Source organism: Paenarthrobacter sp. YJN-D (genome assembly GCF_015040335.1).
GTDB lineage: Bacteria > Actinomycetota > Actinomycetes > Actinomycetales > Micrococcaceae > Arthrobacter > Arthrobacter nicotinovorans.
Genome location: NZ_CP053549.1, coordinates 1609804 through 1624939, shown reverse-complemented (window position 1 = coordinate 1624939; position 15136 = coordinate 1609804). Strand labels below are relative to the sequence as shown.

Annotated in this window: 13 protein-coding genes and 1 tRNA gene; 10 read left to right on the top strand and 4 right to left on the bottom strand. The window is 65.1% G+C overall.

Going from position 1 to position 15136, the window contains the following annotated elements:
* Positions 1–18: 18 nt before the first annotated feature.
* Positions 19–399, top strand: a complete 381-nt coding sequence (locus tag HMI60_RS07735) for a VOC family protein (protein ID WP_193590888.1) — start codon at positions 19–21, stop codon at positions 397–399.
* A gap of 7 nt (positions 400–406) precedes the next feature.
* Here HMI60_RS07735 and HMI60_RS07730 read toward each other — a convergent pair whose 3' ends face one another.
* From HMI60_RS07730 to HMI60_RS07715, 4 genes are read right to left on the bottom strand one after another with little or no spacing between them, the layout of a single operon-like run.
* Positions 407–1621 carry a DNA glycosylase AlkZ-like family protein gene (locus HMI60_RS07730; RefSeq protein ID WP_189076137.1) on the bottom strand — a complete coding sequence of 405 codons (1215 nt, stop codon included), beginning with the start codon at positions 1619–1621 and terminating at the stop codon, positions 407–409.
* A 22-nt stretch (positions 1622–1643) separates the two neighbouring features.
* Positions 1644–2636, bottom strand: a complete 993-nt coding sequence (locus HMI60_RS07725) for a glycosyltransferase family 4 protein (protein WP_193590887.1) — start codon at positions 2634–2636, stop codon at positions 1644–1646.
* Positions 2637–3035, bottom strand: coding sequence for a 6-carboxytetrahydropterin synthase (locus HMI60_RS07720; protein WP_018777978.1), 399 nt, complete (start codon positions 3033–3035; stop codon positions 2637–2639).
* A 3-nt stretch (positions 3036–3038) separates the two neighbouring features.
* Positions 3039–4040 carry a zinc-binding alcohol dehydrogenase gene (locus HMI60_RS07715; RefSeq protein WP_193590886.1) on the bottom strand — a complete coding sequence of 334 codons (1002 nt, stop codon included), beginning with the start codon at positions 4038–4040 and terminating at the stop codon, positions 3039–3041.
* A 137-nt stretch (positions 4041–4177) separates the two neighbouring features.
* Here HMI60_RS07715 and HMI60_RS07710 point away from each other — a divergent pair.
* The 9 genes from HMI60_RS07710 to HMI60_RS07670 all read left to right on the top strand — a co-directional run bounded on the left by HMI60_RS07710 (position 4178) and on the right by HMI60_RS07670 (position 14948).
* Positions 4178–4267 (top strand) — tRNA-Ser (locus HMI60_RS07710).
* Between the two features lie 132 nt (positions 4268–4399).
* Complete coding sequence (locus tag HMI60_RS07705) at positions 4400–4891, top strand: hypothetical protein (protein ID WP_193590885.1); 492 nt, start codon at positions 4400–4402, stop codon at positions 4889–4891.
* A gap of 134 nt (positions 4892–5025) precedes the next feature.
* Positions 5026–5604, top strand: coding sequence for an SRPBCC family protein (locus tag HMI60_RS07700; protein ID WP_193590884.1), 579 nt, complete (start codon positions 5026–5028; stop codon positions 5602–5604).
* Positions 5601–6773 carry a cation:proton antiporter gene (locus HMI60_RS07695; protein ID WP_193590883.1) on the top strand — a complete coding sequence of 391 codons (1173 nt, stop codon included), beginning with the start codon at positions 5601–5603 and terminating at the stop codon, positions 6771–6773. Before HMI60_RS07700 ends, HMI60_RS07695 begins: the two co-directional genes overlap by 4 nt.
* Positions 6774–6834: 61 nt before the next feature.
* Positions 6835–7455: a hypothetical protein gene (locus HMI60_RS07690; protein ID WP_193590882.1), complete on the top strand. Its 621-nt coding sequence runs from the start codon at positions 6835–6837 to the stop codon at positions 7453–7455.
* Between the two features lie 125 nt (positions 7456–7580).
* Positions 7581–8318 (top strand): YcnI family protein, encoded by a 738-nt coding sequence (locus tag HMI60_RS07685; protein WP_193590881.1) that lies wholly within the window; start codon positions 7581–7583, stop codon positions 8316–8318.
* 103 nt (positions 8319–8421) lie between these two features.
* Positions 8422–9069, top strand: a complete 648-nt coding sequence (locus tag HMI60_RS07680) for a DUF4232 domain-containing protein (protein ID WP_193591151.1) — start codon at positions 8422–8424, stop codon at positions 9067–9069.
* Positions 9070–9124: 55 nt separating this feature from the next.
* Positions 9125–14125 (top strand): DEAD/DEAH box helicase, encoded by a 5001-nt coding sequence (locus HMI60_RS07675; RefSeq protein ID WP_193590880.1) that lies wholly within the window; start codon positions 9125–9127, stop codon positions 14123–14125.
* On the top strand, positions 14118–14948 hold the full coding sequence (locus HMI60_RS07670) for an Fpg/Nei family DNA glycosylase (RefSeq protein WP_193590879.1): 831 nt from the start codon (positions 14118–14120) through the stop codon (positions 14946–14948). Before HMI60_RS07675 ends, HMI60_RS07670 begins: the two co-directional genes overlap by 8 nt.
* Positions 14949–15136: the final 188 nt, after the last annotated feature.

The following is a 15136-nucleotide window of genomic DNA, read 5'->3' as shown; positions in this document are numbered from 1 at the left end:
CCTTCACGGGAGCAAGCCATGACAGTTTCGTTCAATCACACCATCGTTTACGCCACGGACAAGCAGCGATCCGCAGAGTTCCTTGCCCGGATCTTCGGGCTCCCGGCACCGAAGCCCATGTGGTCCTTCGTCACGGTGTCCTTCGAGAACGGCGTGACACTGGATTTCCTGGACGCGGACGGGGACATCACACCCCAGCACTATGCCTTCCTGGTCAGTGAAAAAGAGTTCGACCAGATCTTCCTCAGGATCACCGCAGAACACGTGCCCTACTGGGCCGACCCTGCACGTTCCCGCGGGCAACAGATCAACCACAACGACGGCGGCCGCGGCATCTATTTCGCGGACCCCGACGGACATTTCCTGGAGGCGATCACCCGGCCGTACGGTTCGGGCTGATGGTGCCCTACCGCCCTGCCGCCGCGTCCAACGCGTCGATCCGCACCTGACGTGATGCCGGGGAGTCCAGGCTGAACGAACGGAAATCGCCGAGTTCATCGCGGATCCAGGCCTCCACCTCGGCGATCCGTTGGCTCACAGCTGCAGTGGGAGCGTCAAAAGTCCACGCCGCGATCCGTTCCTTACCGGGATCGTATTGCCATAGTCCGATGATCCGCCCGCGATCCAGGATGGGGTGGTCCGGCAGGTCGGCCTGAAGTGCCAGCGTGGTGTCCAGGACCTTCTTTCCCTTGTCCTCATCGGCGAACATGTCCCCCGAATTGCGCCTGTGGAGGACCAATGAGTCTGTGCCTGCCAACAGCTGGATTTGTTCGTCACCCGGCTCTTCGAAGTCCGCCAAACGCTCGACGTCGGAAGGCAGCATCCAGAGCACGTCTCCACTGGCCGTGGTCACCTCCATGGCACCAATGGAGGCGAGCGCTGCCTTGCTCTGGGCCACCGTAAAGGCAGTGAACCACTGGGTCTGCTTGAACGTCGCTCCCCCGGTCCAGCGCAAGTACCGTTCCAGCAGCAGGCGGCGGGCGCCGTCGTCGTCCATATCGCTGGGCGGCAGGCCCCAATTCGTGTAGGCGTAGCGCTGTTGGTCCAGGCGGCCGTTGACCGGGACGCGACGGATGCGGCCTTCCGCCTGCAGTAGCCCCAGGGCGGTGGGCAGCGTGGTGGAGGCGCCCTTCTTCTTGCCTTCCTCACCCAGGCTGCGGACCGAATCGCCCAGCACGTCCCTGAGTTGTTTGGGGTCCATTGGCTCACTGGACTCTTTGAGGGCGTGTTCCACTTCGCCCTCCAGGAGGGTGATCTCGCCACGTTCCACGCCGAGCCGTGCCAGCACCTTGAACGGGGCAATCGCGGCGTCGCGGCCGATCTGGAGAGCCCACGGGTAGTCACTTTGGCCCAGGACATACGTGCATCCGCGGGCGGTCGGGAGTTCGTGGATTCTGAGCGCCCTGACGTCCTTGTCAGCTTGTTCGCGACTGGTTCCTGCCCTGGCGAACAGAGTCAGGTACGGGTTGGCGCCGCCTACGGATCGGGCCCAACCGGCGTGGTCCAAGACTTCCTCTGAGGTTTTGCCTTGGAGCGAACCGTCCAGGCCCTGCTTGTGCCAGGCCCAGGCCCGGAGCCGTTCAGGGGTCAGGGTGTCTGCGGCAGGCGCGATGCTGGTCATGGCCCCATTCTGCACCCGGTTATCAGGGCGAAGCTGTCACGGCTTTCAAAACAATCGCAGCAGTGTTGTCCCAGCCCGAAAGGTTGTCGCGGGCCCGGATGGCGTTTTCATGCCAGGACCCTTGGATTTCGACGTCCGTCAGCCAGCTCCGGAGAGTGTCCGCGAGAGCTTCCCGGATATCCCACGCCGCGCCCGCTCCGGTACCGCCCAGTGCCTCCACTGCACCTGTCCCTTGCCGGACAAGGACCGGGACACCATGTGCCAACGATTCGGTCACCACCATCCCAAAGGACTCGGAGTGCGAAAGCAGGACGCTGAGGTCGGCTTGGTGCCACTGCTCTTCGAGTGCGGTGCCGGTTAGCTCGCCGGTGACACGGATGCGGTTTTGCAGCGCGTGATGTTCGACGGCGGCCCTCACCTCGGCCGCGTACGCCGGGTCAGCTTCCTCCGAACCGATGAGCGCTGCGGTCCAGGGCAGGTCCTTTATCTGGCTCAGGGCCTCTACCAAATGTGCTTGGTCCTTGTTGGGCAGCAACGCCGCGACAGCAACGATGTGCTTGGGCTGTGAACCTGCGCTGAGGTCTGCTGGTTCCGCGCCGGGGGTGGCCACCGCTATGTCCAGGGAGCCGTGTTTAGCCTGCAATTCAGCGGCGGAGTGGAGGCTCGGGCAGATAATCCCGGTCGCGGCCGCCAACGCCTTCGACTCAAGGTCACCGTGCTCCGCCAATGCCATGTGCGAGAGGATCCAGACCTTGGTTCCGGCTTTGACCGCGCCGGCGATCTCCTCCGGAGCCCCACTCGCTACCAAGCCGTCGGCAATCACGGTGGTGCCGCCGTCGAGCGCTTGCGCGAACCGCTGCCGGTCCGCCGGGCTGCCAACCGGCCAGTCGCCGTCGACGGTTACCGTCTCAACCGAGGCGCCGAGGGCCGTCAGGTGCTCGGCGAGTTTGGCGTTGTATTTGTTGCCGCCGGAGCCGTGCCTGACGTTCCCCGGAACCAGGAAGCGGATGTGCACTTACTTGGCCGGAAGCTCCAGCGAGTAGCCCGCCCAGGCGTCGGGGTTCTCGCGAAGGACGACATCGATGCCAGCGAGCGCGGGCCCGTCTTCGGTGTCCTGGATCCGGGTGGCCATGGCGTCTGCGATGTGCTTTGCGAGTGCCTCGGTGGTGGAAAGTTTGCCCTTGAACGCGGGGTGTTCGTCCAGGTTCTTGTAGTTCAGGTCTTCAAGGATTTCCTCGAGGATGCCGCCTGCTGCGCCGATGTCCAGGACGATTGCGTCGTCGTTGAGGTTCTGGCGGCGGAAGCTGACTTCGGCAACGAACGTGGCCCCGTGGAGGCCCTGCGCCGGGCCGAACGCTTCACGGGGAAGGCTGTGGGCGATCATGAAATGGCGTCGGACGGTCAGGCTGAACATGTACTAATCCTCCGGGTTTGGGTACGCGACCACATGGCAGAAACCGCCGGGCCGTTCGAACAACTTAACAAGTGTGGTGGGCAGGTTCTGGAACTGACATTCGCTGCTGAGGAACGTATCGAACAGCGGATCCTTGAGCTGGTTGACCGCTTCCTGAAGCCGCTGGGCGTTGGTGCGCCGGTGCCTCCTGGGGAGAGCGACGGCGCCCACCTGGCTGGAGCGGATGTTCAGCCTGCGGGCGTGGAAGTCCTCGCCGAGCGGGAGCGTCACTTCCTTGTCCGCGAACCAGGAAAGTTCGATGACGTCCGAATCATCACCGGCCAGTTGCAGGCTCAGCTTCAGGCCGTCGTTGGAGGCGGAGCAGTGGAAGACGATGTCGTTGTCGTTGGCTGCGTCCTCAGGCTCGGCGAATTCGATGCTGAGCTTTTCGGCGAGGTTGCGCTTCTCCGGGTCGGCATCCACCAGTTGCAGACGGCCCAGCGGATACTTCCGCAGGAGCGTCGCCAGGACGCCACCCACCAAGCCACCACCGACGACGGCGACCCGGTCTCCCAGCCTCGGTCCGGCTTCCCAGAGGGCATTGATGGCAACCTCGACGATGCCGGTCAGTACGGCGCGGCGGGCCGGGACGTCCGCGGGGATAGCCGTGAGCTGGCTGGTGGGAACGATGTAAAAGTCCTGGTGCGGGTGGAGGCTGAAGACAGTCTTTCCCCGCCATTCCTCCGGGCCCTCTTCGACGGTGCCAACGCTCAGGTACCCGTACTTCACCGGGCCGGGGAAGTCGCCTTCCTGGTGCGGAGCCTGCATCAGATCGGCGACCCGCTCCGGGACGCGGCCTTCATGGACCACGCGCTCGGTTCCGCGGCTGACTCCTGAGTACAGCGTCCTGACCAGGGCTTCTTCCTTTTGCCTCGGCGGCAAGGACTCAGGGCGTAGTTCGCCATCGCCTGACTTGGTGACCCAGTAGGCGTGGGCTTCGTGCACTTGATCGCGAGGAATAGTCATGATGCTTATGAATCTATCGGTGGGTTGCTTCGGATGGAAGTTGACCTTGTTTCGCGGGGCTTGGGGTGGTTCTGCCGACGGCTTCCCGCGGGCCCGTTTTGGGGAACCGGCCCCGACTCCGGTACCCTATTTCAGTTGGTGACGTGTCCGAGCGGCCGAAGGTGCAACACTCGAAATGTTGTTTGGTGTAAAAGCCAACGTGGGTTCAAATCCCACCGTCACCGCCAATGAAAACCCCCGGGAAACCGGGGGTTTTCTGTATTCTCAGCGTCTTTGTGGTGTATTTTTCGAGCAGTGGTCGTCCACCAATAAGCCATTTCGGAAAGGCCACTGCCGCCATCGAAACAAGGGGAATCCACATGCGTCGACGCATCGTGTTGGCCGCATTGGCGGTCTTCTGTGCGGGAATGGCCACATCCTGCGCCGGCTCCGCTCCTCTTCAGTTGGATGCCGGCACCACAACTGTCGAGTACAGCTTCCGCGACAGCTCCGTCCCGCCCCAGTACCACCGCAGCTACGTGATCAAAGCTTCGAAAAACGAGGCATCCATCACCGTGGACTCATATGGCGACGTGCTGGGCCAGGAAACCAGTGTCATGCCGGCTGATACGTGGACCCAGGTCTTGGACTCGGCAAAAACCCTGCCCTCCCGTGCCGCCAAGATCAGCGAACCCCAACCCGGTTGCACGGGAGGCACGGGATCGAAAATCACCATCCGGGACAGCGGCGGGGAGCGCTACTCCAAGTCAGTTGAAAACTGCGGTGGCCGATCCGACCAGCCTCTGACCGAGACCGCGGGCCTCCTTGAAGCCCTGTTCGACATGGACAAACTGCTGAAAACCGGCAAATAGCGCGTCGAGGGGCGAGGTTTCGGGACTTTCGTGAAGGCAAAGAGCCGGGATCTAACCCTTCGCCGCGGCCAGGAGTAGATTTAGGCCGGATGCCGCATGGCACCCTCGGAACCTCACGGACCGTGGAGGCGGCAATGGCCAGGTCATCACAGCAAAAAGGCAAAAGCACGGACTACGAGTTCGTCACCGTGTGGCGAGTGGCCGGCACACGTGAGGAAGTCGTGGACATCCTCGGCGACGCCGGAACCCTCACCGAGTGGTGGCCGTCGGTCTACCTCACTGTCACACCGGTAGCCCGAGGAGGCCCCGACGGCGTGGGTGCTTCCTTCGACCTCTACACCAAGGGATGGCTCCCCTACACCTTGCGGTGGCGGCTCACCATCACCGAACCGGTCACCCTTGACGGCTTCGCACTCACAGCCAAGGGCGACCTGAACGGAACCGGCCGCTGGACGTTCGAAACCGACGGCCCCGAAGTTGTCATCACCTACGACTGGCGCGTCAGCACAGCCAAACCGCTACTACGCAGACTGAGCTGGCTTCTGAAACCGGCCTTCTCCGCCAACCATCACTGGGCCATGGCCCGAGGTGAGGAAAGCTTGAAACTTGAGCTTCGCCGTCGTAGGTCCACAGCCGATCCGGCCCGCGTCCCGGCACCGCCGGGTCCGACCTTCACTCCGCGGCGCAAAGCAACGCCCGGGCAAAGCAGTTGACATTCTTTCAGCTCGCCCTGATCTCGGCAGCGGCCCTCTTGGGGCCGCTGCTCGCGTTGCCACGGAAATGGCATTTGCCTGTTGTCCTGGGCCAATTGCTGGCGGGCATCGTCATTGGCCGGACAGGCCTGCAGGCAGTGGACCCCGGGGACCCTGCGTTTACGTTGATGGCCGATGTCGGCTTCGCGCTGATCATGTTCGTTGCCGGCACGCACGTCCCTATACGGGACAAAGCGATCAGGGCCGCCGTGGGCGGCGGCGCGACCAGAGCGGGGGCCGCGGCACTACTGGCCGTCGTGACGGGTTTGGGGATCGCTGCCGTTTTCGGAACCGGCCATGCGCCCGTGTACATCGTGTTGCTGGCGTCGTCTTCGGCCGCCTTGGTGCTGCCGATCGTCGATTCCTTGGGACTGCGCGGACCGAAGGTACTGACCATGACCGCCCAGGTGGCGATAGCCGACATAGCCTGCATCGTGGCACTCCCCCTGACGGTCGATCCGCCCAACGCGGGCCGCGCAGCTCTGGGCGCCGCCGCGGTAGCGGTCAGCGCGCTGCTCCTGTACGTCATCCTCCGCGCCTTGGAACGCCGCGGCACACGCGGCCGCCTGCACGACGTTTCCGAAGACAGAAAGTTCGCGCTGGAGCTACGAATCCAGTTGACCTTGTTGTTTGCCTTGGCAGGTCTGGCCGTTTTTGGGCACGTGTCCGTGATGCTGGCCGGCTTCTCCTTTGGCCTTGTCGTGGCAGCCGTGGGTGAACCCCGGCGGCTTGCCCATCAGCTTTTCGCAGTGAGTGACGGTTTCCTGGGACCGATCTTCTTCGTATGGCTTGGCGCGTCCTTGAACCTGAACGACCTCGGATCGAACCCCCAAATGATTCTCCTGGGCCTCTGCCTTGGCGCGGGCACCCTTTTGGTTCACGCCGCCATGCGGCTCCTTGGACAGCCTCTGCCGCTGGCCGTCCTCTCGGCATCCCAACTCGGCGTTCCCGTGGCGGCCGTAACCATCGGCGCACAGTCGCACCTTCTTCAACCGGGCGAGGGCGCGGCGATGCTTTTGGGCGCGCTCATCACCATTGCGGCCAGCGCAATCGCGGGGCGGACGGCAGCCGCCGCCCAAGACGCGGCAGCGAACCCATCCGGGACCAGACCGGCGTCGAACTCCCGATAGAATCGAAGCCGTTGCCGTCCACGTCGACAAGCCAACACAAGCAAGAAGAAAGGGAGGACCCGTGCGCACTTCACAGCCCCGGGCACCCTTCCACGCCTTGCGGTCCGGCGCGATCGCGCTGGTCATCCTTGGCTTGGCTGCCGGAGCCCACGTCATTGGCGGCGGATTGCTGCCTATGGCCCCGGTGCTCCTGGCCTTGCTCGCGCTGACGGCGCTGGCCACCACGCTGGCCACCCGGTTCCGGCTGAACGCCGTCACCATGGCAGCGCTGCTTGGCGCAGGACAACTCGCACTCCATGAGGCTTTCACTGCCCTCGGGCCCGTTGCTGCCGACTCACCAGGAACAGCCCACCACCTCGGCAACGAATCACTGAACCCTGCCCTGCAAACGGTGACAGAACATACCCACGAGCTTGGTTCCACCGTGGGCGTCCTGATGCTGATGGCGCACGTCGCGGCTACCCTGGAGTCTGCCCTGGTCCTGGCCAAGGGCGAGGATGCGCTCTGGCAGCTGGCCGCGTGGCTCCGACCGCTGGTTGCCCTGCCCACGCTGCTGTTCAGGCCCGACGCCGGTGCGTCTCCTGTCGCAGTAGGCGCACCTGACGTTTTCATCCCCCGCCCCTGGCGGAACCTAAGGCAAGACAGCCGCCGCGGCCCGCCCGCCGTCGTCGTCCTTAGCTAGTTCCGCCCGGCACCCAAGCTGCAAAGCACCAATGCTGCAAAGCCAGCAAACGCCTTTGCACGGTGACGGGCTCCCAAACCCGTACCCCAGCGCCCCCTCACTTGGCGCACCCGAAAGGCAACCCCATGAAGAAGTCCTCGCTTCGCCGTACCCTGTCCGCTACCGCCGTTGCCGGTGGAACCGCTGCCCTGATGATGGCCGGTATCGCAGGGGCGTCGGCCCACGTCGGCGTCGACCCCAACAAGACCGCGGCAAACTCCTACGCTCTGTTGACGTTCAGCGTTCCCCACGGCTGCGGCACGTCCGGCACCACCAAGATTGCCATCAGCCTCCCCGAGGAACTGACCGACGCAACCCCCACCGTCAACCCGAACTGGAACGTGGAGAAGGTGACGGAAAACCTCGCCGAGCCCAAGAAGCTGGACGACGGCACGTCCATCACCAAGCGCACCAGCCAGATCGTGTACACGGCCAAGGCGCCACTGGATCCGCACATGCGCGATGCCCTGGTCCTCTCGGTGAAGCTGCCTGACGCTGCCGGCAAGACCATCTACTTCCCCACGTTCCAGACGTGCGAAACGGGAAAGACGGACTGGATCGAGATTCCAAAGGACGGCCAGAGCGAGGATGACCTGAAGTCGCCCGCTCCGGCCATCGCCATCACCCCGGCGGACGCTGCGGGAGACCACCACGCTGCCGCCAGCGTCTCCACCGAGCAGGCGTCCTCGGTAACCGACGACGGGTCGCAGACCCGGAGCTGGGCCGGCCTGATCGCAGGCATCGCGGGCCTCGGACTCGGTGGCGCGGCGTTCTTCCGCAGCCGCTCGGCCAAGCCCGCCGCAGTGAAGGCAGACACCAAGTAAATCAGTGCAGGTGGCGCCCGGAAGATCACGATCCGGGCGCCAATCTGCCCTGTAACCCGTGGCTGAATTGACTAGCGCCACCGCCGAAGCAAGGCTGGTGCCCATGTGGACTCAGCGCATCAAAACCGGTCTTGTGACGACGACGGCGGCCGCCTCGCTGCTGCTTCTTGCGGCTTGCGGGCCAAGCCCCAGCCCGGCGGAATCAAGCAGTGCCCCGCCAAGTTCTTCCACTCCATCGGCATCGTCGACGTCGGCCTCCCCCTCCGCGACGGCCTCCACGACGCCTTCGCAGTCTCCCACCCCGACCACCACGTCCGCGCCTCCTGCAGCCGTTGGACAGTGCAAGGCCGCAAGCCTGACTGCGGCCACCGATGCCACTGGTGGCGGAGCTGCCGGCAGTGTCTACGAGAAGCTGATCCTGACCAACTCGGGAACGGCTCCGTGCATTGTTGAGGGCTTCGCCGGGGTATCCCTGACGGCAGACGCCAATGGCGAACCGATCGGCGAACCGGCGACCCGCGAAACCACCACCCCGGTGACCAAGATCGAGCTGGCTCCGGGCAAGTCGGCGTGGGCGGAAATCCGCTACACGCAGGCGGGCAACTACGGCGACTGCACCAAGGTTCCTGCGGCCGGGCTGCGCATCTACCCGCCGAATGACACTGCCTCGCTGTTTGTCGCCGAACAGCACGATGCGTGCAGCAACGCCGGGATCAAGCTGCTGACAGTCACTGCCTTCCAGGCTGTTTGACCGCTCCCCCACGGTTCCGGCTTATTCTGTCGGAGCCGTGGGGCATGATGGATGAATGCAGGAGCCGCAGACGTCCGTTGGCGCCATCAGCCGTTTCAGCCAGGCAACCAGGGAATGGTTCCTCGGCGCTTTTTCCGAGCCCACGCCTGCGCAGGACGGCGCCTGGAATGCCATCTCTTCGGGTTCCCATGCCTTGGTCGTAGCGCCCACCGGATCCGGTAAAACGCTCGCCGCCTTCCTGTGGGCCCTGGACAGACTCCACGCAACCCCCACTGACACGCTGCCCGGGCTGGAGAGCGTGCCGGCGAACGGCAAGGGGCGGGCCAAGCGTCCGAAAACCAAAACACGCGTCCTCTATATCTCACCGCTTAAGGCGCTGGGTGTCGACGTCGAACGAAACCTCCGGTCACCGCTGATCGGCATCACGCAGACCGCCAAGCGCTTGGGATTGCCGGCACCACTGGTGACGGTGGGCGTTCGCTCCGGAGATACGACGGCGGCGGATCGCCGCACGCTGCTGACCAACCCTCCGGACATCCTCATCACCACCCCGGAATCCCTGTTCCTTATGCTGACGTCCCGTGCCCGGGAGACGCTCAGCGAAGTGGACACCATCATCATTGACGAAGTGCACGCCGTTGCGGGTACCAAGCGTGGGGCACACCTGGCTGTCTCCCTTGAGCGCTTGGATGCGTTGCTTCCCAAACCCGCGCAGCGCATCGGGCTCTCTGCCACGGTCCAGCCCCGCGAGTTGGTGGCCCAGTTCCTGGCCGGCCAGGCTCCCGTCGAAATCGTCGCTCCGCCGTCAAAGAAGAACTGGAACCTCACGGTCACTGTGCCTGTGGAGGACATGTCGGACCTGCAGGGTGCTGCCGGAGCGTTCGATTCCGGCCCTGCGTCAGGGCTGCAACCGCAGGCGTCGATCTGGCCGCATGTGGAGGAACAGATCGTGGATCTGGTCCTGTCCAAGCAATCCACCATTGTCTTTGCAAACTCCCGACGCCTTTCGGAACGCCTGACGGCCCGCTTGAATGAGATCTATGCCGAACGCCAGTTGATGGCAGTGGGAGGTGGGGAATGGGCGGCCCCCGAGTCCAACGCGGGCGAGCCCAACCCTGCCGTTCCGGCCTCCACGTCAACCCCCGCGCACATGATGGCCCAGGCAGGCAGTACCACCGGCGCGGATCCTGTCCTCGCCCGCGCCCACCACGGCTCGGTTTCCAAGGACCAGCGCGCCATGATCGAGGACGACCTCAAGTCGGGCAGGCTGCGTTGCGTCGTTGCCACGTCCTCCTTGGAACTGGGCATCGACATGGGTGCCGTGGACCTCGTGATCCAGGTGGAATCGCCGCCGTCGGTAGCCAGCGGACTGCAGCGCGTGGGACGTGCCGGCCACCAGGTGGGCGAGATCTCCGAAGGCGTGTTGTTCCCCAAGCACCGGGCTGACCTCCTGCACACCAGCGTCACCGTCGAGCGGATGCTCAGTGGCCAGATCGAGCGGCTGAGCATACCTACCAATCCTTTGGACATCCTGGCCCAGCAGACGGTCGCAGCCACGGCATTGGGAAGCATCGACGTCGAAGAGTGGTTCAGCACGGTGCGTCGTTCGGCGCCGTTCGCCAGCCTTCCACGCTCAGCGTTCGAGGCCACCTTGGACCTGTTGGCAGGCCGCTACCCCTCGGACGAATTTGCTGAGCTCCGGCCACGCATCATCTGGGATCGGCACGCAGGAACCATCGAAGGCCGGCCCGGCGCCCAACGCCTGGCGGTAACCTCCGGCGGTACCATCCCGGACCGTGGCCTCTTTGGCGTCTACATCATCGGCACAGAAGTTGAGGGCTCGTCCTCCCCGGCCAGTGCGGACGGCAGTGAACCCACGGCCTCTGCCCGCGCAGCGAAGGGCGGACGCCGCGTCGGCGAGCTCGACGAAGAGATGGTGTACGAGTCCCGGGTAGGCGATGTCTTCGCCCTCGGTGCCACCAGTTGGAAGATCGAGGACATCACCCACGATCGCGTGCTGGTCTCCCCCGCTTTCGGCCAGCCCGGGAAGCTTCCTTTCTGGAAGGGTGATTCCCTGGGCCGTCCTGTTGATTTGGGCAAAGCACTGGGCGCCTTCATCCGGGAACTCTCAGCTGCCGATGATGCCCCCGCCATGGAACGCTGCCAAGCCAGCGGCCTGGATGCCTTTGCCGCCAGCAACCTGCTGCAATACCTCCGGGAACAAAAGGAAGCCACGGAAATCGTTCCCAGTGACCGGACCCTGGTGGTGGAGCGTTTCCACGATGAACTCGGAGACTGGCGGGTGGTCCTGCACAGCCCCTTCGGCATGCCGGTCCACGCCCCGTGGGCCCTCGCCGTCGGACAACGCCTGCAGCAACGCTACGGCCTGGATGGCTCGGCCATGGCCGCTGACGACGGGATTGTCCTCCGCGTGCCCATGATGGAAGACGAACCACCCGGAGCTGAGCTGTTCCTCTTCGACCCCGAAGAACTTGAACAGATTGTCACGGCAGAGGTCGGTGGCAGCGCACTGTTCGCCTCACGATTCCGCGAGTGCGCCGCCAGGGCCCTGCTCCTCCCCCGGCAGAATCCCGCAAAGCGTCAACCCCTGTGGCAGCAACGGCAGCGCTCGGCCCAGTTGCTGGATGTCGCCCGGAAATACCCTTCTTTCCCCATCGTGCTCGAAACGGTGCGGGAATGCCTGCAGGATGTTTACGATCTGCCGGCGCTGAAAGACATTGCAGCATCCGTGGAGCGCCGCGAACTACGGATCGTGGAAACCACCACCCAGCAGCCCTCGCCTTTCGCAAAGTCACTCCTGTTCGGATACGTAGCCCAGTTCCTCTACGAGGGCGACTCCCCCTTGGCCGAGCGCCGGGCTGCCGCCCTTGCACTGGACTCGACGCTGCTCAACGAACTCCTGGGCCGCGTGGAACTGCGCGAACTCCTGGACGCCGCGGTCATCGACGCAACCGAAATGGAGCTGCAACGGCTTGCACCGGACCGCCGGGTCCGTGGGATGGAAGGAGTCGCTGACCTGCTGCGACTCCTCGGCCCACTCAGCATCGACGAGGTGGCCGAGCGGCTGCAAGGGATGGAACAGCCGGAGGCTTCACTGCAACCGGCCACGCCGGACCAGCCGCTGGACCATCCGTTGGACCCGGACGATCCGGACCACGTTGAGGAAACACCTCCGGCCGCTCCCCACGGCACAGTGTTCGACGCCGAATCCCACCTCGCTGCGCTGCAGAAAGCCAACCGCGCACTCAAGGTGACAATCGGCGGCGTCGAACGCTTTGCTGCGGTGGAGGACGCGGCCCGGCTCCGCGACGCCATCGGTGTCCCGCTGCCCATGGGCGTTCCGCTGGCCTTCATCGAACCGGTCAGCGATCCCCTGGGCGATCTCGTTTCCCGCTACGCCCGCACCCACGGGCCCTTCACAGCCGCGGAGGCAGCATCGAGGCTGGGTCTGGGCGTCGCTGTCGTCAATACCGCCCTGAAACGCCTGGCCGGGGATGGCCGCGTGGTGGAAGGCGAGTTCCGGCCGCACGCTGTGGCGGAGCAGCCCACCGAAGCCGTTGAACCGGAACTGATGACCCTTGATGCACCGCCCTCCAGCGAGTGGTGCGATGCCGAGGTCCTCAGGAAGCTCCGGCGTCGTTCCCTCGCCGCGCTGCGCGCCGAAGTGGAACCCGTGGACACAGCAGCCTACGGACGGTTCCTTCCTGCATGGCAGAACGTGACCACCCCCGGAAAGTCCCGCAGCCAGGCGCTCCGCGGACTCGACGGCATCATCACGGCCGTGGACCAGCTCTCCGGAGTACCCATCCCGGCGTCCGCGTGGGAACCGCTGGTGCTGGCGAGCCGCGTGGCTGACTACAAACCAGCCATGCTCGATGAACTGATGGCGGCCGGTGAACTCCTCTGGTCCGGGGCCGGGTCGCTGCCAGGAAACGACGGCTGGATCAGCCTGCACGTGGCCGATTCCGCAGAACTGACCCTCAACCCCGCACCTGACTTTGAACCGGGCGACGCGCAGCAGCGGCTCCTGGAACACTTCAGCGCCGGAGGCGGCTACTTCTTCCGGCAACTTACCGAAGTGGCAGGGGGCATGGACGCAGTACTCAGCGACGACGCCGTCGTGACGGCCCTGTGGGACCTGGTGTGGGCCGGCCGCGTCACCGGAGACACCTTCGCCCCCGTGCGGGCCATGATCTCCGGCGGCAAGACAGCCCACCGGCAAGTTGCCAAGGCCCCCAGGGCGAGGACTCCGCGGATGAGCAGGCTTGGCCGCTCGCACGGGACCGGACTGCTGGGCTCGCCCGGTCTCACCGGCGGACGCTACGGCTCGGTTAGCGGCGGCGTTGCACCGGCACCACCCTCGGCTGTGGGCCGGTGGTCGGCGTTGCCTGCGCCCGAACTGGACTCCACCATCCATGCCCGGGGCACCGCTGAGCTGCTGCTAGACAGGTACGGTGTGGTGACCCGCGGTTCGGTCATGTCGGAGAACATCATCGGCGGCTTCGGCCTCATGTACAAAGTCCTTGCACGGCTCGAAGAAGCCGGGCGGTGCCGCCGCGGTTACTTCATCGAGCACCTCGGAGCGGCCCAGTTCGCCGTCCCCGCGACGGTGGACCGGCTGCGGTCATTCACTGAAGACGCCCGCATCTCCAAGGCGGAGCCCGTTGCCCTTGCACTGGCCGCAACCGATCCCGCGAACCCGTACGGTGCAGCGCTCCCTTGGCCGGCCCTGTCCGTCGACGCCGGGTCCGGCCACCGGCCCGGACGCAAGGCGGGGGCGCTGGTGGTCATGGTCGACGGCGCCCTGGTCCTTTACGTCGAACGCGGCGGCAAGACGCTGCTCACCTTCAACCAGGAAGAGCCCGTGTTGGCTGTTGCCGCCCAGGCGCTGGTTGATGTGGTGCGTCGCGGAGCCGTAGACAAGCTCTTCATGGAGAAAGTCAACGGCCACGACCTCCTGGACACCCCGATTGCCGCTGCTTTGGCGTCCGCGGGGGCCTACTCCACTCCGAAGGGACTACGGATCCGTGCCTGAAGGCGATTCCATTTGGCGGGCCGCCAACCGGCTCAACGAGGCCTTGGCGGGCAAAGTCATCACAGCTTCCGACTTCCGCGTGCCCCGTTTCGCCACCCTCAACCTGACTGGCTGGACCATGACCGAAGTGGTCCCCAGGGGCAAGCACCTGCTCATGCGCTTGACCGGCCCCGTTGACGACGAGCCCGGTGCCAGCAGGAAACCCCGGGCACTGACCATCCACTCCCACCTCAAAATGGAGGGTAACTGGATGATTTACCCGCCGGGTGGTCGATGGACCAAGCCGGGCCACACGGCACGTTGCGTCCTTCGCACGGCAGTTGCCGACGCGGTCGGGTTCTCCCTGGGCATCCTGGAAGTCGTGCCCACCGCCGAGGAAGACAAGATCGTGGGACACCTCGGCCCCGACCTCCTGGGGCCGGACTGGGACGAGGAAGAAGCCCTGCGCAGGCTGAAGGCCGAGCCGGACGTTACGGTCGGCTTCGCCTTGCTGGACCAACGGAAACTGGCAGGGATCGGCAACATTTACCGCTGCGAGGCATGCTACCTTTCGGGCATCCACCCGGCCCTGCCTGTCGGAGAAGTCCCGGATCTGGCCAAGACCGTCAACGACGCCAAACGCCTCCTGGGCGAAAACCTTGGACCTGGCCGCCGGACCACTTTGGGCCCACGAGCCCTGCGTCCCGGTTACTGGGTTTACGGCCGGGAACGCCAACCCTGCAGGCGATGCGGCGCCACGATCCGCCGTGGCCTGCTGTCAGGACCGGACGGAACCGAAGAACGCGACATCTACTTCTGTCCGCGCTGCCAACCCGCTCCCTAGAAGCCGGCTGCCTGGAGACCAAGTCCCTGGAGATCGGCTCTTGCCAGCCCACTTCCCGGACACCTGGCCGTGAAACCGTGGCCCGGCCGGAGACGTCGGAGTCGCCCCGGCCGGGCACAGCGGCAACCGCCGCGACGGCGCCGCGCCCCATGCAAACCCCGCCGACTACTCCAGGAAGCTCCCCAGCC

Bases quoted from the DNA above. Each gene is read 5' to 3' on its own strand.
- HMI60_RS07680 (WP_193591151.1), top strand. From the start codon at position 8,422: ATGTGGACTCAGCGCATCAAAACCGGTCTTGTGACGACGACGGCGGCC.
- HMI60_RS07735 (WP_193590888.1), top strand. From the start codon at position 19: ATGACAGTTTCGTTCAATCACACCATCGTTTACGCCACGGACAAGCAG.
- HMI60_RS07705 (WP_193590885.1), top strand. From the start codon at position 4,400: ATGCGTCGACGCATCGTGTTGGCCGCATTGGCGGTCTTCTGTGCGGGA.
- HMI60_RS07715 (WP_193590886.1), bottom strand. From the start codon at position 4,040: ATGACTATTCCTCGCGATCAAGTGCACGAAGCCCACGCCTACTGGGTC.
- HMI60_RS07720 (WP_018777978.1), bottom strand. From the start codon at position 3,035: ATGTTCAGCCTGACCGTCCGACGCCATTTCATGATCGCCCACAGCCTT.
- HMI60_RS07675 (WP_193590880.1), top strand. From the start codon at position 9,125: ATGCAGGAGCCGCAGACGTCCGTTGGCGCCATCAGCCGTTTCAGCCAG.
- HMI60_RS07730 (WP_189076137.1), bottom strand. From the start codon at position 1,621: ATGACCAGCATCGCGCCTGCCGCAGACACCCTGACCCCTGAACGGCTC.
- HMI60_RS07685 (WP_193590881.1), top strand. From the start codon at position 7,581: ATGAAGAAGTCCTCGCTTCGCCGTACCCTGTCCGCTACCGCCGTTGCC.
- HMI60_RS07700 (WP_193590884.1), top strand. From the start codon at position 5,026: ATGGCCAGGTCATCACAGCAAAAAGGCAAAAGCACGGACTACGAGTTC.